Genomic DNA, 20964 nt, shown 5'->3' with positions numbered 1-20964 from the left:
CCCTCTCCTACCCCAAACCAGTCATGCGCCGCGAATTCCGCGGCCCCATCGCTTTATCCCCCTAGTAGATGGAGATTGGCGTGGCGACCCCGAATTCGGCGACGTTCCATTTGACTGCTTCCCTGTAGGCCGGATCCTACGTATAAGACAACGGTGTCTTATTTGCCTTCTCCCGCTCGCTCCGTCGCCCTGGGTGACACTGGCCTAACCATCAGCACCATCGCCTGGGGCATGTGGCGTTTCCGCGGCACTGACGTCGCCGCGGCGCGCGCGCTGGTCGAGGCGGCGTTCGATGCCGGCGTGACGCTGTTCGACACCGCCGACATCTATGGTCCGGACAATGACGAGGATTTCGGTGCGGCCGAGGCGCTGCTGGGCCGCGTCTTCGCCGAAGCACCGGCATTGCGCGACAAGATGGTGCTGGCGTCCAAGGGCGGCATCCGCATGGGCGTGCCGTATGATTCGAGCGCGACCTATCTGGCCGAGGCGATCGACGCGTCGCTGAGCCGGCTGGGCTGCGAGAAGATCGACCTGTATCAGATCCACCGCCCCGACCTGCTGGCGCATCCGCAGGAAGTGGCGCGCGCGCTGGACGATGCGCGTGTCGCGGGCAAGATCACCGCGATCGGCGTGTCCAACCATACGCCCTCGCAGACCGCGGCGCTTGCCGAATATCTGACCGTGCCGGTCGTCAGCCATCAGCCGGAATTCTCGGCATTGGCGATCAAGCCGCTGTTCGACGGCCTGTTCGACCAGGCAATGCAGCGCGGCATGGCGGTGCTGGCCTGGTCGCCGCTGGGCGGCGGTCGCCTGGCCGATCCGACGGACGAGCGCGCGCGCGCCGTCGCCGCATTGCTCGACGTGAAGGCGCATGAGGCGGGCGTCGATCGCGCCGCTGCCGCCTATAGCTGGATCATGGCGCACCCGGCGCGCCCGATCCCGATCGTCGGCACGCAGAATGTGTCGCGGATCGCCACGATCCCCGACGCCTACAAACCGCAATGGACGCGCGAGGAATGGTACGCCGTCCTTCAAGCCAGCATGGGAGAGCGTTTGCCGTGACCGGTTCGACCAATAAACAGTGCGAAGTCAGCTGGTTTTCGGCGCTGTGCGATGACGATTACGAGTTTCTCGGCGTTCCCGATCCCAAGCTGAAGTCGAGCTGGGAGCATTGCCGCGACATCGTGCTTCAGGCCGAGAGCGGCGGGTTCGACAATATTCTGCTGCCGTCGGGCTATGCCCTGGGCATTGACACCACCGCCTTCGCCGCGGCGATCGCGACGATGGTGAAGCGTATCCGGCTGCTGATGGCGGTGCGCATCGGCGAAAGCTGGCCGCCGCAGCTGGCACGGCAGATCGCGACGATCGACCGCATCCTGGGCGGGCGGCTGACGGTCAACATCATCTCCTCCGACCTGCCGGGCGAGACGCTGGCCTCCGCACCGCGCTACGCCCGCACGCTGGAGGCGATGCAGATCCTTAAAGCCATGCTGAACGGCGCGCCGCTGGACCATCAGGGCGAGTTCTGGAAGCTGAAGCTGGACCCGCCGGCCGTCACCACCGTGTCGGGCAAGTGCCCGCCGCTGTATTTCGGTGGCCTGTCGCCGGACGCGCGCGAGACCGCGGCGCAGGGCGCCGACGTGTATCTGATGTGGCCCGACAAGAAGGAAGCGGTGCAGTCGATCATCGACGACATGACCGCGCGCGCCGCCAAGCACGGCCGCACGCTGAAGTTCGGGTATCGCGCGCATGTCATCGTGCGCGAGACCGAGAGCGAGGCGCGCGCCGCTGCCGATCGCCTGCTGTCCAAGCTGGACGCGGCGCAGGGCGAGGCGATCCGCAACAAGTCGCTAGACACCCAGTCGACCGGCGTCGCGGCGCAGGCCGCGCTGCGCGAGAATGCCAGCGACGACGGCTATGCCGAGGAAAACCTGTGGACCGGCGTTGGCCGGGCGCGCTCCGGCTGCGGCGCGGCGATCGTCGGTGATCCCGACCAGGTGCTCGCCAAGCTGAAGATGTACCAGGACATGGGGATCGAGGCCTTCATCCTGTCGGGCTATCCGCATGCCGCGGAGGCCGATTTGTTCGCGCGCCATGTGCTTCCCAAGCTGCAGCACGGCCCGCTGACGCTGTAACAACCTTCCCCGGAGGCTTTTGAATGACGGTGACGCTTCGCCCCGCGGAGAGCGGTTTCGATATCTTCGCGGGCGAGGTGCTGGTCATTCGCCACCGCGCCGACGCGCCTGCGCTGTTCGTCGGTGCGGGGCGGCCGCTGGTCGACATGTACCGCGGCAATTACTTCCTGGAGGACCGGGTCGACGAGCGGATCGCGCTGCGCGAGGCGAGCGTCGCGGGTGACACCGTCACTCTTTCCGCGGGTGGGCGCGCGCTGCTGACACTGACGCTGCGCGACGATGCGCTGCATCTGGAGGCGCTCGATCCGGCGCTCAATCGCTTGTGGCTCAACACCGTCGGCGAGGCGGGCGAGCGGCTGTGGGGCGGCGGCGAGCAGATGTCCTATGTCGACATGGCGGGGCGGCGCTTCCCGATGTGGACGTCGGAGCCCGGCGTCGGGCGCGACAAGTCGACGCTGCTGACGTTCCAGTGCGATCGCGATCACCGCTCGGGCGGCGACTATTGGAACACCAATTATCCGCAGCCGACATATCTGTCGTCGCGGCGCTATGCGCTGCATGTCGATACGACCGCCTATAGCTGCTTCGACTTCCGGGACGCGGACGCGCCAGCGATCGAGGTGTGGGAGATCCCGGCGCGGATCGAGCTGTTCGCCGCGACGCGCTTCGCCGATCTGGTGACGCAGCTATCGACGCGGTTCGGGCGCCAGCCGCTGCTGCCCGAATGGGCCTATTCGGGTGCGATCCTGGGGCTGAAGGACGGCGCCAACAGCTTCGACCGGATGGAGAAGATCATCGCGGCGGGCGCGGTGGTCACTGGCCTGTGGTGCGAGGATTGGGTCGGGCTTCGCGTCACCAGTTTCGGCAAGCGGCTGTTCTGGGACTGGAAGGCGAACGAGGCGCGCTATCCGCATCTGCGCCAGAAGATCGCCGAGCTGAACGAACGCGGCATTCGCTTTCTTGGCTATGTGAACCCGTATCTGGCGGTCGACGGATCGCTGTATGTCGAGGCGGCGGAGGCGGGGTATCTCGCGCTGAAGCTCGACGCCGATGAGCCGTATCTGGTCGATTTCGGCGAATTTGATTGCGGGATCGTCGATTTCACCAATCCCGCCGCCGCCGACTGGTTCGCCGATCGCGTGATCGGGCGCGAGATGCTGGATTTCGGGCTGTCGGGCTGGATGGCCGATTTCGGCGAGTACCTCCCCACCGACGTTCGCCTGTTCGACGGCACCGACGGGATGCTGGCGCACAATGCCTGGCCGACGATCTGGGCCGAGGTGAATGCGCGCGCGATCGCCTCGCGCGGGAAGACGGGCGATGCGCTGTTCTTCATGCGCGCCGGGTTCAGCGGCGTGGGCGCATATTGCCCGCTGCTGTGGGCGGGCGACCAGAGCGTCGATTTCACGCGGCATGACGGGATCGGCACGGTGATCCGAGGGGCGCTGTCCTCCGGCCTGGTTGGCAATGCCTATCACCACAGCGATCTGGGCGGATACACCAGCCTGTACGACAATGTCCGCACCGCCGAGCTGCTGATGCGGTGGAGCGAGTTGTCGGCATTCTCGCCGATCATGCGCAGCCATGAGGGCAATCGGCCCGACACAAACCTTCAGCTGGATGGCGACGCCGAGGTGCTGGCTCATTTCGTCGCCATGACGAAGGTTCATGCCGCGCTGGTACCTTATGTCGCGGAACTGTGCCGCGAGGCGGCAGCGACTGGCCTGCCGCTGCAACGGCCGCTGTTCCTCGATTATGAGGATGATGCCGGCTGCTGGGGCGTAGAGACGCAATTCGCTTATGGCCGCGACCTGATCGTCGCGCCGGTGATTGAGGCGGGTGCGGCGCGGTGGAGCGCCTATCTGCCGGCCGGGGCGGAATGGCGCCACGTCTGGTCGGGCGAGACCTTCGCCGGCGGCGACACGGTGGAAGTGGCGGCGCCGATCGGACAGCCGCCGGTATTCTACCGCACCGACAGCGCGCATGCCGCGCTGTTCGCCGGACTTGCCACGCTCTAACATGATCCGCGCGACCAAGGAGGCGCGGGCGTGACGCGCTATGCATCAGTGCCGCTGGCAGCGGACCTGTACAACGACCTGGAGCCATCGCCCAAGAGCAGCTGGCGCGACCTGCTGCCGGGGCTGACGGTCGCGGTGCTGGCGACGATGGCGGCGGCGTTCGTCGCCGACCATTATGGCGCGCCGCTGACGCTGATGGCGCTGCTGATCGGGCTGGCGCTCAACTTCATCGGTGCTGATCCACGCATGGGACCGGGGCTGGGGTTCGCGTCCAAGACGCTGCTGCGGCTGGGCATCGTGCTGGCCGGCGCCCGCATCACCGTGGGGCAGATCATCGACCTTGGGCCGCTGACGCTGCTGGCGGTGCTGGTGATCCTGCTGGCGACGCTGGGCGCGGGGATCGCGTTTGCGCGCGCGGCGGGCCTCGGCAGCGCATTCGGCACGCTGGCGGGCGGCGCGGTGGCGATCTGCGGCGCGTCCGCCGCAATGGCGCTGGCGACGACGCTGGGCGAGCGGCGCGCGAACCAGGCGCAGCTGGCGCTGGTGCTGGTGGGCATTTCCGCCGCCAGCGCCGCCGCGATGTTCCTGTATCCGATACTGGCGCACCAATTGGGGCTGAACGACCGGCAGGCGGGGTTCATGCTGGGCGCGTCGATCCATGACGTCGCGCAGGCGATCGGCGCCGGCTACAGCTTCTCCGACGAGGCGGGCCAGGTGGCGGCGATCGTCAAGCTGACGCGCGTCGCGCTGCTCGCCCCGGTGCTGGCGCTGGTGGCCGCGTTCTTCCGGTCCGAGGACGGCAAGAAGACCGGCATCCCCCTGCCGTGGTTCGTGGTCGGTTTCTTCGTATTCGCCGGGATCAACTCGCTGGGCGTGATCCCGACGATGGTCAGCAACGGGGCGCAGGATGTCGCCACCGCGTGCCTGGCGTGCGCGGTCGCCGCGACCGGCATCCGCGCACCGATGAGCTCGCTGCTAGAAACCGGGTTCAAGCCGCTGCTGGTGATCATCCTTGCCTCGCTGGTCGCGCTGGCGCTGTCGCTGGGCGGGGCGCTGATCCTGCTTTAATCGCTGGCGTCAGGCGGGGGCCTTCAGCCACGCGAAGGCCTGACGCAGCTGTTCGGTCCCGCGCCCGCGGAAAATGTCGCCGTGCGCGAACACCACGGCCTCCGGAGCGAGCGCGATCATCCGGTCGACCTGCGCCCGCACCTCGCCGGCATGGCCGCGCAGGGCGGCGCGGGCGTGCAGTGCGCTGGTGCCGCTGGTCGCCTTCACCGCGCGCATCAGCGGGGCGGTGACGGGGCCGAGTTTCTGCGGATCGAGATTCTCGATGAGGTCGGTCAGCACCAGCGTGCGGCTCGGCTTGTGGAAGAACCATGCCTCCTGAAAGCCGCCGCTACCGGTGACCAGCCCCTGTTCGATGTCGCCCGCCCATGCGGGGGGAGCAGATTGCCCCAGATCGCTGTCGATGCGCAGTTTCGCGCTACGCACCTGCGCACGATCACGCAGCACTGGCACCGCCCAGGTGGTCGCATCGGGATAGGCCGCCTGCCATTCAGGAAGGAACGTCCAGTGCGCCATGCTGGGCGCGACCAAGTGACGGATCGGGCCGAGGTCGCGTAGCGCGCGGGCCAGCGCGGGCGTATATTGCGTGGGCGAATGAAGGACGAGGCCGCCGTCAGCGGGACGAAGCACCGTCATGCGGATCGGCAATTGCATCCCCATCGCGTTGATCGGGCCGCTGTCGACGATCCACAGCCCCTCACCCAGCGGCTTGGGCACGTCGAGCGGCGGATAGGCGATGGCGTTCCTGTCGCGGGGCGCGCCGCGCGTGAGGTACAATGCCGCGCCGATCGCTGCCGCGCCGACGCCCAGCAGAAGCGTCCGTCCGTGTCGCCGTTCGGCCATGTTCCATCTCCCGTATCGATCGGTGCCGGCAGCCGGCCGCATCCCGGCAGGAGGCCCCTGCCCTTTCGGTCAGGAAGCGCCGGAGCGGCCCGCAGGTTCCGCCTGATGCCGCGCGACGAGCTCTGCGCGCAAGACGGGTTTCAGCGTCTTGCCGCTGGCGTTGCGCGGGAACTCCTCGCGGCGGACGTCGATGCGCACGGGCACCTTGAAGGGCGCGAGGAGGCGCGCGGCATAAGCGATCAGCTCCTCCTCGGTGACGTCAGCGCCGGGGCGAAGCTGCACCAGCGCGCCGACTTCCTCGCCCAGGATGCGGTGCGGCAGGCCGACGACGGCGGCGTCCATGACCTGCGGGTGCGCTACCAGGGCGTCCTCGATTTCCACGCAATAGACGTTCTCGCCGCCGCGGATCAGCATGTCCTTGGCCCGGTCGAGGAGATAGACGAAACCTTCCTCGTCGATGCGACAGATGTCGCCGGTGTGGTACCAGCCGTCGGTGAAGGTTTCGGCGGTTGCCTCCGGCTTGTTCCAATAGCCGACGACCACATTGGGGCCGCGGATCCACAATTCGCCGGCCTCCCCGCGCGGCAGCTCCTGCCCGTCGGTACCCACCACCTTCACGTCGCAGACCGGAACGGCGAGGCCGACGCTGTCGGGGCGGCGCAGGTAATCCTCCGCGCTGTTGCCGATCGACACCGATGACGTTTCGGTCGCACCATAGCCCTGGCCCGGCTTGAACCACGGAAACAGCTCAGCGAATTTCAGCGTCAGTTCGGGGGCAATCGCGGCGCCGCCATAGCCGTAGCTGTCGAGGCTGGAGAGATCACGACGGGTGAAATCGGGGGATTCGAGCACCTGCCACACCATGGCGGGGACGCCGGTGGTGGAATTCACCCGCTCCGCCTCGACCAGTTCCAGGAAGCGTTCGGGGTGCCATTTGTGCATCAGCACCAGCTTCGCGCCCGCCATGACGGTGGGGATCAGCATCGAATTGGTGCCGGTGACGTGGAAGAGCGGGACCGGGAGCAGGTTCACCCGCTGGGGCGCGGCAGGATCGGGCTCCGGCAGAGAATCGCCGCGGCGGATGGTGGCGCGGGCGTTGTTGAAGGCGATCGAGATGACGTTGGTGAGGACGTTGCGGTGGGTGCCGAGCGCGCCCTTCGGCCGCCCGGTGGTGCCGCTGGTATAGAGGATGGTGGCGGGGTCATCGGTGTGGAGGCCGGGATCGGGCATGGGATCGTCGGGGAGGTCGGCGTAACGATCGCGCGGGCCGATCAGATGGTCGAGCGGGATCGCGCCGGTGCCGTGATCGGTATCGCTGCGCACCGAGATGAGCCCGTCGAGCGCGAGATCAGCCACGAAAGGCGCGAGGCGTTCGAGCCGGTCGGCATCGACGATCGCGACGCGCGCACCCGAATCGGTGATGCCATAGGCGAGCTCGTCCCCCAGCCCCCAGGCGTTGAGCGGCGTGACGACGGCGCCGATCGAGACGCCGGCCCAGAAGGCGAGCGACCATTCGGGAAGGTTGCGCATCGCGATGACCAGCCGGTCGCCCTTGCGCACCCCGAAGCGATCGTGGAGCACGCGCCCGAGTTGCCCGGCGGCGCGGAAATGCGCGCCATAGCTTTGCCGTTCGCCCTCATAGATGATGAATTCACGGTCGCCCCAGCCGCGACCGAGATCGAACACCTGGCGCAGGTCGTTGAGCGCGTTGGCATAGGTGCGCAGCGGCACGCCGCGGATGACCTCCTCACGCATTTCGAACGGGGCGCCGGGGGCGGTCAGCGTGCGGTAGGTTTCCTCAAGGGAGACTGCCGGCCAGTTTTCAACGGCCGGCGCGGCGGCAGCGCGCTTATCCATATGCTCATCCTCTCGCCTCGCCGGTAAGCCGGCTGTTTTAGAATGAGTGTTGGATCGGAGCCGCGGGGGCAAGGCCAAAAGCATCGCCCCCGCGCGAACCGGCTGCTGTCGCGATCAGAAGCGGACCCGGCCGGTCACGCCGTAAAGGCGCGGCTGGCCGATGAACGCGCCATAAGTGCCGCTTTGCAGCGGCTGGTCGACGATCACCTGATAATAGTTGGAGTTGGTGAGGTTCTGCGCCCAGACCTCAAGCGACCAGGCCTCGTTGGTCGGTTCGATCCCGACACGGGCGTTGAGCAAGGCGAACGGCTGCTGCACCTTCAACGGATCGAGGTTGGAGCCGGTATTGTAGCTCGACGTCCATTTGAGCGACGCGGACGACAGGAAGTTGAGATCCGAGGTCATCGGCTGCTTCGACGTGAAGCCGGCGGTGACGTTCCATTTCGCCGCATAGGGCAGCTGGTTGCCCGACAGGCGCGTCAGGTTCGGCAGCGGCGGGGGAAAGTCGCCGAACTTCGTATCGGCATAGGTCGCGCCGGCGTTCAGCGTCAGGCCCTGGATGCCGGTGTTGAAGAGAAGGTCGAGGTCGACGCCCTTTGACGTCACCTTTGGGATCGAGGTCACGACGAAGCTGACCCCGGTGTAGGTGTTGAGCTGGAAGTCCGTGTACGTCTGGTAGAAGCCAGCGATGTTGGCGAGCAGCCGCTGGCCGAGCCAGCTCGTCTTGGTGCCGATCTCGTAGCTTTCGACCTTTTCGGTGGCGAAGGACGTGTCGGGATTGATGACGCCGATCGCGGTGCGGGCGCGATCGAGGTTGAAGCCGCCCGATTTGAAGCCGTTGGCGTAGGAGCCATAGGCCATGACGGTGGGCGAGAAGCGATATTGCAGCTTGGCCGAGCCGGCCCAGCGGTTTTCCGGGCGGCGCTGCTGCGTCGTCACATCGTTGAACGCGACATCCGAGGTGGGCGAGCAGAGCGCGGTGATCGCCGCCGCCGGGAGCCGGCGCGCGAGGGCGGCGGCGCAGGCGTTGGCGGGCGAGGTGTTGGTGTAGTGCGAGGTCGTGCGCTTGACCTCGTCAGTGTAGCGGATGCCCAGCGTCAGATCGAGACCATCGGCGATCGTGAAGGTATTGTCGGTGAAGACCGCGAAGGACGAGGCGCGGTGGCGGTGGAAATCGCGCTGGCCGGTGTTGGGCACGAAATTGCTGCCCGCGGCGATACCGGTGAGCGCCGAGACCGCATTGGGATTGGTGCCCCCGGACAGCAGCAGGCCGAAATAGCGTTCGTAATCGCTGCCGAAGAAGGTGTTCTGGCGCGCTTCCAACCGCTCGTCGGCGTAGAAGACGCCGAGGATCGAGTTGATCCTCTCGCTGTTATAGGCGAGCCGCGCCTCCTGCGAGAACACCTTGAACTGGTTCGAATTGCCGTCCGAGCCCCGATACCAGATGTCGGCGGAGGAATAGTCGATGTCGACGCCGCTGTTCGACTTGTAATAGCGATAGGCGGTGATCGAGGTGAGGCTGAGCGCGTCGCTCAATTCCCAGTCGAGCTGGCCCGAGACGCCGCGGTCGCGGATGCGGAAATCGGTTGGGCGGTTGGCGTAGGTGATGCGGTCGAACGGCTTGCCGTTGCGCAGCGTACCGGCGTCCGGCGCGAGCGCATCGACGAAGGCGGCGGTCGGACCGGGGATGCTCGGCGCGTTGACGCAGCAATCCTCGTCGCGTTCGGACCAGTCGCCGATCAGCCGGATGTCGACCCGGTCGGTCGGGCGGATCAACAGCTGCGCACGCACCGTCCAGTTGTTCTCGTTGTCGGCGCGCGTGCTGGTGCGCGGGCCGGCGCCGGTGCGCACCTTCCAGAAGCCATCGCGTTCGCGCTTCAACGCGAAGATGCGGCCGGCGACGGTGTCGCCGATCAGCCCGCCGGTCGCCGCGCCCGACACCGTCCAGGCGTTGTAATTGCCGTAGCTGCCGACGAATTCGGCCGATGGGTTGAAGCTGGGCGAGGCGGAGATGACGTTGATGACGCCGGCCGACATGTTCTTGCCGAACAGCGTCGATTGCGGACCCTTCAGCACCTCCACCCGCTCAAGTTCGCCAAGGTCGCCGAAGGCGACGCCGCTGCGCGCGCGATAGACGCCGTCGACGATCGTGCCGACCGAGCTTTCAAGGCCGGGATTGTCGCCCACCGTGCCGACGCCGCGGATACGGATCGAGGTTTGCGCGGGCGAGGTGGAGGAGGTGACGTTGAGGCCAGGGGTGATCGTCTGGAGATCCTTGACGTCGCGCACGCCGGCATTTTCGAGCTGCTGCTGGTTAAGCACCGACACCACGACCGGCACGTCCTGCAGCCGCTGTTCGCGCTTCTGCGCGGTGACGATGATCTCGCCGTCGTCCGCCTGTGGGCTGCGCGTGGCGTCGGCCGTGCTGGTGGCGGGCACCGGTGCGGCGGGATCATTTGCCGGATTGGCGCTGGCCGAAGCGGCTTCCTGCGCCGCCGCGCTGACCGAGACGGTCGATATCGCCAGCGCAAGGATGGACGCGGTAGAACGCAACATCACATTTTCCTCCCATAAAGACGTGCGGCGCGTGTCACGCCGTTCTCGTTCTTCGCCGGTCGCAGAACCGGCATGTTCTTGTACGATCGGAAAGGGTGCGGCGGACCTGCCACTTGTGCCAGGGTGATGAGGCGGGAAGGGTGCGCGCCGCCCGGGCGCTTGAGAGATCGCGCCAAATCCTTATATACTAAGCGTTATGGAATCGATCACCGCACCGGCCGCCGCGAAGGGACGCCCGCGCGAGTTCTGCGTCGACGAGGCGCTGAGCAAGGCGCTCGGCGTGTTCTGGGCCAAGGGCTATGAGGGCGCGTCGATGGCCGACCTCACCGAGGCGATGGGAATCACAAAGCCCAGCCTGTACGCCGCATTCGGCAACAAGGAAGCGCTGTTTCACAAGGCGCTGGACCTCTACGAGGCGGAGAAGCTGGCCTATACCCGCGAGGCGCTGGAGCAGCCGACCGCGCGCGCGGTGGCCGAGCATTTCATGCGCGGTGCGATCGACGCGCAGACCAGCAAGTGCGATCCCAAGGGGTGCCTGGGGGTGATCAGCGCAACGGCGTGCGGCGCGGAGGCGGAATCGATCAAGGCCGACGTGATCCAGCGGCGCGCCTCGTCGCAGGCCGCGCTGGTCGAGCGGTTTCGCCAGGCCAAGCGCGACGGCGACCTGCCCGACCATGTCGATCCCGAGGCGCTGACGTCGTACCTCTACGCGATCCTGCAGGGCATGGCGGTGCAGGCCGGATCGGGCGCGAGCCGTGCGGAGCTGGAACGCGTGGTCGAGACCAGCCTGATGATGTGGCCGACCGCCTGAGCCAGGCGCCGGTGCGGGGCTGAAGCCCGCCGCTTCCCTTGTCATTCCGGGGGCCACACCCGTTCTTTTGCACGGCGAATTGCAGCCGACGCGATTTCTGATCGTGCGCAAAGCCGCCAACGTCCTCTATCATTGTCGGCGCGGCCCCCGTTGGGCCGTAGCCCGGCGATGCTGAGAGGATGATCGGCTTGATTACATTGGAAGCGGTTTCGCTGCCCCGCAAACCGCGCTGGTATTCGCACCTTTACGTCCAGGTGCTGATCGCGATCACCGCCGGCGTGCTGCTGGGCCATTTCGCGCCCGCCACCGGCGAGGCGATGAAGCCGATCGGCGATGGCTTCATCAAGCTGGTGAAGATGATCATCGTGCCGGTGATCTTCCTGACGATCGTCACCGGGATCGCCGGGATGCGCGACCTGAGCGCGGTCGGGCGGGTGGCGGGCAAGGCGTTCGCCTATTTCCTGTTCTTTTCCACGCTGGCGCTGATCGTCGGGTTGATCGTCGCCAATGTCGTGCGCCCGGGCGCGGGGCTCAACATCGATCCTGCGACGCTCGACCCCTCGAGGGTCGCGACCTATTCGGAACAGGCGCACGAGACGACGCTGACTGGGTTCCTGATGAGCATCATCCCCGACACGTTCCTGTCGGCGCTGACCGACGGCAACATCCTGCAGACCTTGTTCGTCGCGATCCTGTTCGGCATCGGGCTGGCGATGATCGGCGAGCGCGGCAACCGGCTGCTCGTCGCGCTGAACGACGTGTCGCTTGCGGTGTTCAAGATCGTCGCGATCCTGATGAAAGCGGCGCCGGTCGGCGCGTTCGGCGCCATGGCGTTCACGATCGGGCGCTATGGCGTGGGAACGCTGGCCAATCTCGCCGCGCTGGTCGGCACCTTCTACCTGACGTCGTTGCTGTTCGTCATCGTGGTGCTGGGCGCGGTGGCGCGGCTGTGCGGCTTTTCGATCTTTCGCCTGATCGCGTACCTCAAGGCCGAGTTGCTGCTGGTGCTGGGCACGTCATCGTCGGAGAGCGCTCTGCCCTCCCTGATCGAGAAGATGGAGCGGGCGGGCTGCCCCAAGACGGTCGTCGGCCTGGTCGTGCCGACCGGCTATTCGTTCAACCTGGACGGCACCAACATCTACATGACGCTCGCCGCGCTGTTCATCGCGCAGGCGTGCAACGTCGAGCTGACGCTGGGGCAGCAATTGCTGTTGCTGGGCGTGGCGATGCTGTCGTCGAAGGGCGCGGCGGGGGTGACGGGTGCCGGCTTCATCACGCTGGCCGCGACACTGTCGATCGTGCCCGACGTGCCGATCGCGGGCATGGCGCTGATCCTGGGTGTCGACCGGTTCATGTCGGAATGCCGCAGCCTGACGAACTTCATCGGCAATGCCGTGGCGACGATCGTGGTCGCGCGCTGGGAGGGGCGGCTGGATCGCGAGCAGCTCGACGCGGCGCTGTCCGGCCGGGCGGTGCCGATCGACGAGCAGCCGGCCGGGGCAGTGCCGGCCGGGTGAAGCGCGGTCAGTGGGCAGGGAGCGGCTGCACCGCGCGGCGGATCACGTCGGCATAGCCGCGCGAGATGCACTGGAAACCGTCGTAATAGCCGCGCGCCACCAGCAGCCGGTGCATCGCGCGCAGCCGATAGGGCGGCACACCCGCCGCGAGATGGTGTTCGAGATGGAAGTGAACGTCGTTGGGGGCAACGAACAGCTTCTCCCACCAGCGCGCGACGGTCGTGGAGGTGTTGCGGCGCGGGTCGAGATCGCTGCGCTCCTCCGCCACGCCATGCTCGCCGATCTGGCGGAGGCGAACGATCGCGGGATAGACGAACAATTGCGCCGCCCACCACAGCCCATAGGCCCACCAGCCGCCGGCGAGCGCAAGCGCGGTGAACAGGGCGAGGTGGAACGCGACCCACGGCCATTGCTCCGCCAGCCGGAACGTCTTCAGCTCGCGCGCCAGATCCCGAACGCCCGTGCGCCCGGTCAGGTCGCGCACGAACTTGCGGCGCAGCGAGGCACGGGTGACGGGATAGGCGCGGACGAAGCCGATGTCGGGATCCTGCGGCGTGCCGGCGAAGCGATGATGCTTCAGATGGTAGCTGCGGTATTTCGCCAGCGACGTATTCATCGGATAGCCAGCCAGCCACTGGCCCGCGATCTCGTTCGCACGGCGCGAGGCGAACAGCGCATGGTGCGCGCAATCATGAACAATGATGCCCAGCCCGAGCTGGCGCCCGGCGAGCAGCAGGACGGCAAGCACGATCGTCAGCGGATTGGGCCAGGCGATCGCCAGCGCAAAGGCGAACGCGATGATCGCCCAATTGACCGCGATCGTCCAGGCGCCGCGCAGGTTGGACGGTCGCATCAGCGCCGCCAGTTCATCCTTGCTGAGAAAATCGGTGATCGGTGCGGGCTTCATGCGTAGGCTCCCCGAATGACCGGACAACTTGTAACGCATAATGACGGTGTGAGTCAATTTTCGTTACAAGACTGGCGAGCACCCTTGTCGGCGCGGTCGCTGGCACTGGGGTTCCTGTCAGCGGTGCGGCGCCCGATGCGTGTCGCCGAGCTGGTGCGGCGCGGCGAGGTGATGGGGCTGGAGGGCGGTGCGATGCGCGTGGCCCTGGGCCGGCTGTGCCGCGAGGGCACGGTGCAGCAGGTCGAACGCGGGCTGTACGCGATCGGCCCCGGCGGCAAGGCGCTCGACGAGCGGGCACGCGGCTGGGCGAGCGCGGAAACGCGCGTGCGGGACTGGGACGGGCGATGGCTGATCGTGCTGGTCGACCATCTGGGTCGCAGCGACCGTCGCCGGCTGCGCGAACGCGAACGGGCGCTGACGCTCCATGGCCTGGCGCGGACGCCGTCGGGCGCCTGGGTGCGGCCACACAATCTGGCCGATCCGATGCCGCAGCTTGCCCGGCAGCTTCATGCGATCGGGCTCGACCGCGAGGCGACGATCATCGGCGACGCATGTTCGAGTGATGACTCAGCCTGGAAGGCGCTGTGGCCGCGCGACGCGATCGAGGCGGGGTATCGCCATTGGATCGGCGAGATGGACGCCAGCGCCGCGCGGCTGCCGACGATGACCGCCGACGGGGCGGCGCGCGAGACATTGCTGCTTGGCCAATCGGTGATCCGCGCGATCAATCGTGATCCGATGCTGCCCTCCGCCCTGATCGACACCGGGCTGCGCGCGGCGATGATCGATGCGATGCGGCATTATGATGCGGTGGGCAAAGCCGCCTGGGACCAGGTGGCATAGAGTCTGCACGGGCCCGAAGGACCTCGTGAGCGCCGCCATGAAGAATAAGCGGGGGCGGTCGAAGTAGCCGCCAAGTTGATCCAAGTTGCTCAGAAAGTTTGGCAAAGCGCCTGGCACTGACGCGACCATCCGCCCGCTCGTTTGTTGGAGGCAACAAGCAGGGGCTTCCTTGCCGGGGAATGGAGGATCAACGGAACAATTGCGGGCCGCCGCCCCAGCGCGAGGGACAAAATAGGTGTCCGGAAGCGCAAGTCGGTGAGGCGCGCATCGCTAGACCAACGACGAGACCCGCGCTTCACGCCTCGGACCGCTCGCAGCACCTGCGCAAGGAAGCGTTGGCCGGCCCTTCTGCCGAACCTTGTCGCGACAGGCACGCACGATCCCCATCGCCCGTGACGCACAACAGGAGAGAATGATGATGAAGACATTTGGTCTTACCATGGCGATGGCGCTGGCCGGAACCGCGTTGCCAGCAATGGCGCAAACCCCGCCCCCGCCGCCCCCGCCCGAAGCGAAGACCCAGGCGGCGCCCTATGTGATGGCGGCGGGCAAGAGCGACCTCTACGAAATCAATTCAAGCAAGATCGCGCTGGAGAAGGCGCAGCGGCCAGAAGTGAAACGCTATGCCCAGATGCTGATCGATCACCATCAGACCACCACGGCAGCGACCATGGCCGCCGCGCGCAAGGCCGGGATGACCCCGCCACCCCCGGCACTCGATGCCGGTGTGACCGCGTCGCTGGCCGAATTGCAGAATGCGGCGCCGGGCGATTTCGACCGCCTGTACCTGGCGCAGCAGGTGCCCGCGCACCAGGCCGCGCTTGACCTGCACCGCAGCTATGGCACCGGCGGCGACCAGCCGGCGCTGCGTTCCTCCGCCAACAAGGCCGTGCCCGTCGTGCGCCAGCACCTGACCGACGCGCAGCGCATGATGAAAGCGACCGCAAAGTCCGGTAGCATGTGAATCATGAACCGCGCGCGGCGGTGATCGCCGCGCGTGACCGGGGGGCGTTGCGGCGCGGCGCCCTCCCCTTGCACATGGGCAAACCCTTATGCGGATCCATCACCTGAATTGCGGCACCGATTGTCCGGTGGGCGGCGCGCTGTACGACGGGCGCAGCCTGGGCGTTCACGGCACGCTCGTCTGCCATTGCCTGTTGATCGAAACCGATGCTCACGGCCTGGTGCTGGTGGATACCGGCTATGGCCTGAACGATGTGCACCATCCGCATGAACACGGGCGGATCCGCATCCCGCGGCCGTGGCGGGCGATGCTGAACATCAAGCTGCGCGAGGAAGATACCGCGATCCGGCAGGTCGAGGCGATGGGCTTTCGCCCCACCGACGTGCGGCACATCATCGTCACGCACCTCGATTTCGACCATGCCGGCGGGCTGGACGACTTTCCCGCCGCGACCGTGCACGTGATGCAGCGCGAGTTCGACGATGCGACGACGGCGCACGATGCCTTTGTCGCGCGCAACCGCTGGCGCACGCCGCACCTCAACGATGTGCGCAACTGGCGCCGGTACAGCTCGGCGGGGGAGCCGTGGTTCGGGTTCGATGCGGTGCGCGACCTGCCCGGGCTGCCGCCCGAGATCCTGATGATCCCGCTACCCGGCCACACCTGGGGCCATGCCGGCGTCGCGGTGCAGCGCGATGACGGGCGCTGGCTGCTGCACGCGGGCGACGCCTATTTCTATCGCGGCGAGATGCGCACCGCGCGGCGGCGATGCACCCCGGGGCTACGCGCCTACCAGCGGCTGATGGAGGTCAGCGCGGAGCATCGCCTAGGCAACCAGGATCGGCTGCGCGCGCTATCGCTGGAACGCCGCGGTGACGTATCGATCGCCTGCGCGCACGATCCGGTCGAACTGGAGCGCTGCCAGGCGGGCCGGCCGCTGTAGTAGCCCAGCGGACCGCGACAAGCGGACGAGGTGTTCCGCGGTCAGCGGCAGCGGAACGTCACGTCTTCAGCCAGAATCGGATCAGCGTTGCCACGATCCCGACGGCAGATACGCTGAGCGCCCAGATGAACGCCATCCACCCGACCCGCTGCCACAAGGGCACGTCCATATCCATCAATGATAACCCTCCATGCCAACCTTCCCGCGGAACACCCAATAGGACCAGGCCGTGTAGACCAGGATGATCGGCACCAGCACCAGCGCGCCGACCAGCATGAATATCTGGCTGCGTTCGGGCGCCGCGGCCTCCCAGATCGTCAGCGCCTCCGGCACGACATAGGGCCACATGCTGATCCCCAGCCCAATAAAGCTCACCAGGAACAAGGCCAGCGCGAGGAAGAACGGCCGCGCCTCCCGCCGGCGACGCAGCGAACGGTGAAAGGCGAAGGCGATGATCGCGCTGAGCAGCGGCACCTGAGACGTGAGATAGATCGCCGGCTCGCCCAGCCATTTCTGGCGGTAATCAGCGTCGAGGCCGAGGGTGGAGAAGCTGACCAGCACGATGGCGACCAGGGTCGCCTGGAAGAAGCGGCCGGCAAGGCGATAGGCGTGATCCTGTGTCGGCCCTTCCGTCTTCCAGATCAGCCAGGTGGCGCCGAGCAGACCATAGCCGCACACCACGCTGATCCCCGTGAGCATGCTGAACGGGCTCGCCCAATCTAGCCACCCGCCGGCATAGGCGCGATCGGCAACCGTCACCCCCTGAAGCAGCGCGCCCAATATCACCCCTTGCGAAAAGGCAGCGACGAACGAGCCGGCGGTGAAGGCGAAATCCCAGCCGGCGCGATGTGCCGGATCACGCCAGCGCGCCTCAAAGGCCACGCCGCGGAAGACGAGACCGAGCAGCATGGCGATGATCGGCGGGTAGAGCCCCGTCATCACCACGCCATAAGCGAGCGGAAAGGCGGCGAGCAGCCCCCCGCCGCCCAGCACCAGCCACGTCTCGTTCCCGTCCCACACCGGCGCGATCGCATTCATCGCCTGATCGCGCTCCGGCCCGACGCCAAAGGCGGGGAAGAGGATGCCGATCCCCAGATCGAACCCGTCCATCACCACATAGGCGAAGACCGCAAAGGCCAGGATGAAGGCCCATACGATCGTGAGGTCGATGTTGACGCCCATGGCTCAGGCTCCCGCCAGTTGCGTGGGACCAGGCGTGATGCCGGCGGTGCGGATCGGACCCGAACCCTCTGTTGGTTCGGGCTCGTGGATCTGCACGCCCTTGTTCATCAGGCGAAGGATGTACCAGGTGCCAAAGCCGAACACCGCGAAATAGACGATGATGAAGGCGACGAGCGAGGCGGCGACGGCAGGTGCCGCAAGCGGCGACACGCTGTCCGCGGTCGTGAGCAGGCCGTAGATCGTGTAGGGCTGGCGTCCGACCTCGGTCGTCACCCAGCCGGCGATCACCGCCACGAACCCCGACGGCCCCATGAACACCGCAGCGCGATGCAGCATGGGAGTATCGTACAGTCTGCCCGTGGCGCGCGCGTACAGGCTCCATAGGCCCAGCGTGAGCATCGCCAATCCCGTCAGTACCATGATGCGGAAGGCCCAGAACACCATCCCCACCGGCGGCTGTTCAGCGAGGGGCACGGTGTTGAGCCCCGCGAGCGGGGCGTTCAGATCATGCTTCAGGATCAGCGACGACAATTTGGGGATCTCCACCGCGTGGTCGACCCGCCGCTCCTGTGAATTGGGGATGCCGAACAGGATCAGCGGCGCGCCATCAGGGTAGCTTTGATAGTGCCCCTCCATCGCCATCACCTTGACCGGCTGATGATCGAGCGTGTTGAGCCCATGCATGTCGCCGGCGATGATCTGCAGCGGGGCGACGATCGCGGCCATCCACATCGCCATCGACAACATGGTCCGCGCCGCCTCGCCGGATCGCGGTGCGTCGGCGATCAGTTCCCGGGGATCGCTGCCCTCGTGCGAGGCGACGGAATGGCCACGTCGCTGCTTGAGCAATTGCCACGCGCCGACCGCGCCGACCGCGAAGGCCGTGGTCAGATAGGCGGCCAGAACGGTGTGCAGCAGCCGATAGGGGAAACTGGGGCTGACGATGATCGCCATCCAGTCCGGCCCCGGCACGAACTGGCCATCCGAATTCATCGCATAGCCGGTCGGCGTCTGCATCCAGCTGTTGACGCTGATGATCCAGATCGCGGAGATCAATGTGCCCGCCGCGACCATAAGCGTGGCGAAGAAGTGGAGCGACCGCCCGACCTTCTTCATCCCGAACAGCATGACGCCGAGGAATCCTGCCTCCAGGAAGAAAGCGGTCAGCACCTCATAGGCCATGAGCGGACCGATCACGGGCCCCGCCTTGTCGGAGAAGACCGCCCAATTGGTGCCAAACTGATAGGACATGACGATGCCCGACACGACGCCCATGGCGAAGGTGATGGCGAAAATCTTCAGCCAGAAGCGGAACAGGTCAAGATAGACCGCGCGCCCGGTGCGCAGCCACAAGCCCTCAAGAACGGCCAGATAGCTCGCCAGCCCGATCGAGAAGGCCGGAAAGATGAAATGGAAGCTGACCGTGAAGGCAAACTGGATGCGGGCGAGGAGCAGTGCATCAAGGCCATCGAACATCGGCGTTCATCCTCAAGAAGCGCGCAACCGCCGGACGTGTGCGGAATCTTGAGGCCGAAGCCGACCACGGCGATACCCGTAAGTCCCACAGGGGCCGGCGGACGCACGTCCGGAACCGACGGATGCGCACCCGTCGACCTTTTGCTAACCAGAGCACACCAAAGGCAGGGGAGGCAGGTCTGGTCGGCACCCGCGTCGATGGTGCAATCGTTAGGTGTTAGGTGAAATGGTAGCGAATGAGGCTCTGGGCGATAGCGTCGCAATCCTGCGGCAGATCGCATCGGAGCATGGCGCCGATATGGTGGCGCGTTTCTACGACACGCTGCTGCAGGACGAAGAGGCGCAGCGGTTCCTCAGCCATTCGGTGGTCCACGGGCGGCTGAGCGCCTCACTGCTCGACTGGCTGACGGCGCTGTTCGACGAGGCCGATATCCGCGATTGCCCACGCCTGCAGGAAAGCCAGCGCGTGATCGGGCAGGTTCACGCGCGGATCAACATTCCCATCCATCTGGTGATGCAGGGCGCGGCGACACTGAAAGCGCGGCTGGCGCAGCTTCTCTCCGCGCGTGCGGAGCCGCAACGCTGCCTGGCGGCGCTCCAGCTGGCGCATGAGCGGATCGACGTCGCAATCATGATGATGAGCCAGGCCTATGTGAAGGACACAACTGCTCGGGCTCGGCTCGATGAGGCATACCGGCTGTTCTCGATCGATCAGGACGTCTCCACCGAGAAGGAGGCGCAGAAGGCAAGCCTGATGGAGTGGAGCCAGAAGACGCTGTTCAGCCTGTTGCAGGGGGAGGCTGATCGCGGGCTAACGCGGCTGCTGGATTCTCCCTTCGGGCTGTGGCTGCGGCACCGCGCGAGCTTCATGTTCGAACGATCGGTGATCTACCAGGACCTGCTGGCGGAGACGCAGCGGATCGACCGCGTGCTGCTGCCCGAACTGGAAACGACTGGCGGTCCGAACCAGCGCATGGAGACGCTGTCCGAACTGCAGGCCGCGGTGAGCCGGGTATCGGCGCTGGTCATGGAGCTGTTTCAAAGCCTGACGGCGCTCGAAAGCGGGCGCGACCCGCTCACCCGCGCGCTGAACCGTCGGTTCCTGCCGGCAATCCTCGGGCGGGAGATCGAATTCGCCACGGCGAACGACAGCGGGCTGTGCATCATCCTGCTCGACGTCGACCATTTCAAACGGATCAACGATCGGCACGGGCACCAGACCGGTGATCTGGCGCTCCGTCAGGTGGCGCAGATCGTCGTGGATCATGTGCGACCAAGCGACTTCGTCTTCCGCTATGGCGGCGAGGAATTCCTGATCGTGCTTAACGAAACGCACGCCGGGCAGGCGCACGAGATTGCGGAACGTATCCGGGCTGCATTGCAGAAGACGCGGATCGATGCCGGGAGCGACGATCCACTGGCGATCACCGCGTCTATGGGGGTGGCGGAGCATCATGGCCATCCCGATCAGGCGCATCTGATCAAGGCTGCGGACGCGGCGCTGTATCGGGCGAAGGCGGCCGGCCGCAACCGAATCGAGATAGCGCCGACAGCGAGCTGATGCCGCTCCCCAGCGCAGTCAGCACGAGCGGCTGTGTCGGCCAGCCGCCTTGCGTTCCAGTTCCTTGGCCAGGCCCTACAAACGACAACGCCGCCCCGAAGGGCGGCGAGCGTGTGTGTGTATTTGGTTGCGGGGACAGGATTTGAACCTGTGACCTTCAGGTTATGAGCCTGACGAGCTACCGGGCTGCTCCACCCCGCGACACTGTGTTTTTGTCCGTTTTGGAAACACGAACGCCTCCGTGATTAGCGGAGGCGACGGTGTGTCCTTGATGGACGACAAGATG

General features: G+C 66.5%; 17 protein-coding genes and 1 tRNA gene. 10 read left to right on the top strand and 8 right to left on the bottom strand.

All coding sequences use genetic code 11. The annotated features are described in order from the left end of the window. Positions 1 to 153 precede the first annotated feature (153 nt). Genes XM50_RS05955 through XM50_RS05940 form a run of 4 tightly spaced genes read left to right on the top strand, consistent with a single transcriptional unit; the run spans position 154 to position 5221 of the window. Positions 154 to 1062, top strand: a complete 909-nt coding sequence (locus tag XM50_RS05955; RefSeq protein ID WP_046408195.1) for an aldo/keto reductase — start codon at positions 154 to 156, stop codon at positions 1060 to 1062. Further along, complete coding sequence (locus XM50_RS05950) at positions 1059 to 2135, top strand: LLM class flavin-dependent oxidoreductase (protein WP_046408194.1); 1077 nt, start codon at positions 1059 to 1061, stop codon at positions 2133 to 2135. The genes XM50_RS05955 and XM50_RS05950 overlap by 4 nt, the downstream gene beginning before the upstream one ends. A gap of 23 nt (positions 2136 to 2158) precedes the next feature. After that, positions 2159 to 4153 (top strand): alpha-glucosidase, encoded by a 1995-nt coding sequence (locus tag XM50_RS05945; RefSeq protein ID WP_046408192.1) that lies wholly within the window; start codon positions 2159 to 2161, stop codon positions 4151 to 4153. Between the two features lie 30 nt (positions 4154 to 4183). Next, positions 4184 to 5221: a YeiH family protein gene (locus tag XM50_RS05940; protein WP_231621874.1), complete on the top strand. Its 1038-nt coding sequence runs from the start codon at positions 4184 to 4186 to the stop codon at positions 5219 to 5221. Positions 5222 to 5230: 9 nt separating this feature from the next. Here the strand turns inward: XM50_RS05940 and XM50_RS05935 are convergent, their stop codons facing one another. The 3 genes from XM50_RS05935 to XM50_RS05925 all read right to left on the bottom strand — a co-directional run bounded on the left by XM50_RS05935 (position 5231) and on the right by XM50_RS05925 (position 10474). Further along, entirely contained in the window at positions 5231 to 6061 is an 831-nt protein-coding gene (locus XM50_RS05935; RefSeq protein WP_082102774.1) for a DUF4336 domain-containing protein, read from the bottom strand. 69 nt (positions 6062 to 6130) lie between these two features. Next, complete coding sequence (locus tag XM50_RS05930; protein ID WP_046408191.1) at positions 6131 to 7918, bottom strand: class I adenylate-forming enzyme family protein; 1788 nt, start codon at positions 7916 to 7918, stop codon at positions 6131 to 6133. A gap of 114 nt (positions 7919 to 8032) precedes the next feature. Beyond that, positions 8033 to 10474, bottom strand: a complete 2442-nt coding sequence (locus XM50_RS05925; protein ID WP_052742457.1) for a TonB-dependent receptor — start codon at positions 10472 to 10474, stop codon at positions 8033 to 8035. Positions 10475 to 10670: 196 nt separating this feature from the next. On the opposite strand from XM50_RS05925, the gene XM50_RS05920 reads away from it, so the two are divergent. Together XM50_RS05920 and XM50_RS05915 are read left to right on the top strand one after the other, a co-directional pair. After that, positions 10671 to 11285, top strand: coding sequence for a TetR/AcrR family transcriptional regulator (locus tag XM50_RS05920; protein WP_046408189.1), 615 nt, complete (start codon positions 10671 to 10673; stop codon positions 11283 to 11285). A 179-nt stretch (positions 11286 to 11464) separates the two neighbouring features. Next, positions 11465 to 12802 (top strand): dicarboxylate/amino acid:cation symporter, encoded by a 1338-nt coding sequence (locus tag XM50_RS05915; RefSeq protein WP_046408187.1) that lies wholly within the window; start codon positions 11465 to 11467, stop codon positions 12800 to 12802. Positions 12803 to 12809: 7 nt separating this feature from the next. Here the strand turns inward: XM50_RS05915 and XM50_RS05910 are convergent, their stop codons facing one another. Further along, entirely contained in the window at positions 12810 to 13709 is a 900-nt protein-coding gene (locus XM50_RS05910; RefSeq protein WP_046408185.1) for a fatty acid desaturase family protein, read from the bottom strand. Between the two features lie 84 nt (positions 13710 to 13793). Between XM50_RS05910 and XM50_RS05905 the strand changes: the two genes are divergently transcribed. The 3 genes from XM50_RS05905 to XM50_RS05895 all read left to right on the top strand — a co-directional run bounded on the left by XM50_RS05905 (position 13794) and on the right by XM50_RS05895 (position 16459). Continuing rightward, the gene (locus XM50_RS05905) at positions 13794 to 14552 is read left to right on the top strand and encodes a hypothetical protein (RefSeq protein ID WP_046408183.1); all 759 of its coding nucleotides are present in this window, start codon (positions 13794 to 13796) and stop codon (positions 14550 to 14552) included. A 415-nt stretch (positions 14553 to 14967) separates the two neighbouring features. Then, the gene (locus XM50_RS05900) at positions 14968 to 15516 is read left to right on the top strand and encodes a DUF4142 domain-containing protein (RefSeq protein ID WP_231621873.1); all 549 of its coding nucleotides are present in this window, start codon (positions 14968 to 14970) and stop codon (positions 15514 to 15516) included. A gap of 88 nt (positions 15517 to 15604) precedes the next feature. Further along, on the top strand, positions 15605 to 16459 hold the full coding sequence (locus tag XM50_RS05895) for an MBL fold metallo-hydrolase (RefSeq protein WP_046408182.1): 855 nt from the start codon (positions 15605 to 15607) through the stop codon (positions 16457 to 16459). Between the two features lie 58 nt (positions 16460 to 16517). Here the strand turns inward: XM50_RS05895 and XM50_RS19585 are convergent, their stop codons facing one another. From XM50_RS19585 to XM50_RS05885, 3 genes are read right to left on the bottom strand one after another with little or no spacing between them, the layout of a single operon-like run. Then, positions 16518 to 16634 (bottom strand): DUF2474 domain-containing protein, encoded by a 117-nt coding sequence (locus XM50_RS19585; protein WP_082102772.1) that lies wholly within the window; start codon positions 16632 to 16634, stop codon positions 16518 to 16520. Continuing rightward, positions 16634 to 17641 (bottom strand): cytochrome d ubiquinol oxidase subunit II, encoded by a 1008-nt coding sequence (gene cydB, locus XM50_RS05890; protein ID WP_046408180.1) that lies wholly within the window; start codon positions 17639 to 17641, stop codon positions 16634 to 16636. The genes XM50_RS19585 and cydB overlap by 1 nt, the downstream gene beginning before the upstream one ends. Positions 17642 to 17644: 3 nt before the next feature. Beyond that, positions 17645 to 19117, bottom strand: a complete 1473-nt coding sequence (locus tag XM50_RS05885; protein ID WP_046408178.1) for a cytochrome ubiquinol oxidase subunit I — start codon at positions 19115 to 19117, stop codon at positions 17645 to 17647. Positions 19118 to 19343: 226 nt separating this feature from the next. On the opposite strand from XM50_RS05885, the gene XM50_RS05880 reads away from it, so the two are divergent. Then, the gene (locus XM50_RS05880; RefSeq protein WP_046408177.1) at positions 19344 to 20678 is read left to right on the top strand and encodes a GGDEF domain-containing protein; all 1335 of its coding nucleotides are present in this window, start codon (positions 19344 to 19346) and stop codon (positions 20676 to 20678) included. Positions 20679 to 20802: 124 nt separating this feature from the next. Here the strand turns inward: XM50_RS05880 and XM50_RS05875 are convergent. Beyond that, a tRNA-Met gene (locus XM50_RS05875) sits at positions 20803 to 20879 on the bottom strand. Positions 20880 to 20964 lie beyond the last annotated feature (85 nt).

It is taken from the genome of Sphingomonas sp. Ag1 (assembly GCF_000980895.1).
GTDB classification, from domain to species: Bacteria; Pseudomonadota; Alphaproteobacteria; order Sphingomonadales; family Sphingomonadaceae; genus Sphingomonas; species Sphingomonas panaciterrae.
Note: the sequence above shows the minus strand (reverse complement) of the source record. Positions and strands in the feature narration are given on the sequence as shown.

Bases quoted from the DNA above. Each gene is read 5' to 3' on its own strand.
- XM50_RS05945 (WP_046408192.1), top strand. From the start codon at position 2,159: ATGACGGTGACGCTTCGCCCCGCGGAGAGCGGTTTCGATATCTTCGCG.
- XM50_RS05935 (WP_082102774.1), bottom strand. From the start codon at position 6,061: ATGGCCGAACGGCGACACGGACGGACGCTTCTGCTGGGCGTCGGCGCG.
- XM50_RS05930 (WP_046408191.1), bottom strand. From the start codon at position 7,918: ATGGATAAGCGCGCTGCCGCCGCGCCGGCCGTTGAAAACTGGCCGGCA.
- XM50_RS05925 (WP_052742457.1), bottom strand. From the start codon at position 10,474: ATGTTGCGTTCTACCGCGTCCATCCTTGCGCTGGCGATATCGACCGTC.
- XM50_RS05920 (WP_046408189.1), top strand. From the start codon at position 10,671: ATGGAATCGATCACCGCACCGGCCGCCGCGAAGGGACGCCCGCGCGAG.
- XM50_RS05915 (WP_046408187.1), top strand. From the start codon at position 11,465: ATGATCGGCTTGATTACATTGGAAGCGGTTTCGCTGCCCCGCAAACCG.
- XM50_RS05910 (WP_046408185.1), bottom strand. From the start codon at position 13,709: ATGAAGCCCGCACCGATCACCGATTTTCTCAGCAAGGATGAACTGGCG.
- XM50_RS05900 (WP_231621873.1), top strand. From the start codon at position 14,968: ATGATGAAGACATTTGGTCTTACCATGGCGATGGCGCTGGCCGGAACC.
- XM50_RS05895 (WP_046408182.1), top strand. From the start codon at position 15,605: ATGCGGATCCATCACCTGAATTGCGGCACCGATTGTCCGGTGGGCGGC.
- XM50_RS19585 (WP_082102772.1), bottom strand. From the start codon at position 16,634: ATGGATATGGACGTGCCCTTGTGGCAGCGGGTCGGGTGGATGGCGTTC.
- cydB (WP_046408180.1), bottom strand. From the start codon at position 17,641: ATGGGCGTCAACATCGACCTCACGATCGTATGGGCCTTCATCCTGGCC.
- XM50_RS05885 (WP_046408178.1), bottom strand. From the start codon at position 19,117: ATGTTCGATGGCCTTGATGCACTGCTCCTCGCCCGCATCCAGTTTGCC.
- XM50_RS05880 (WP_046408177.1), top strand. From the start codon at position 19,344: ATGGTAGCGAATGAGGCTCTGGGCGATAGCGTCGCAATCCTGCGGCAG.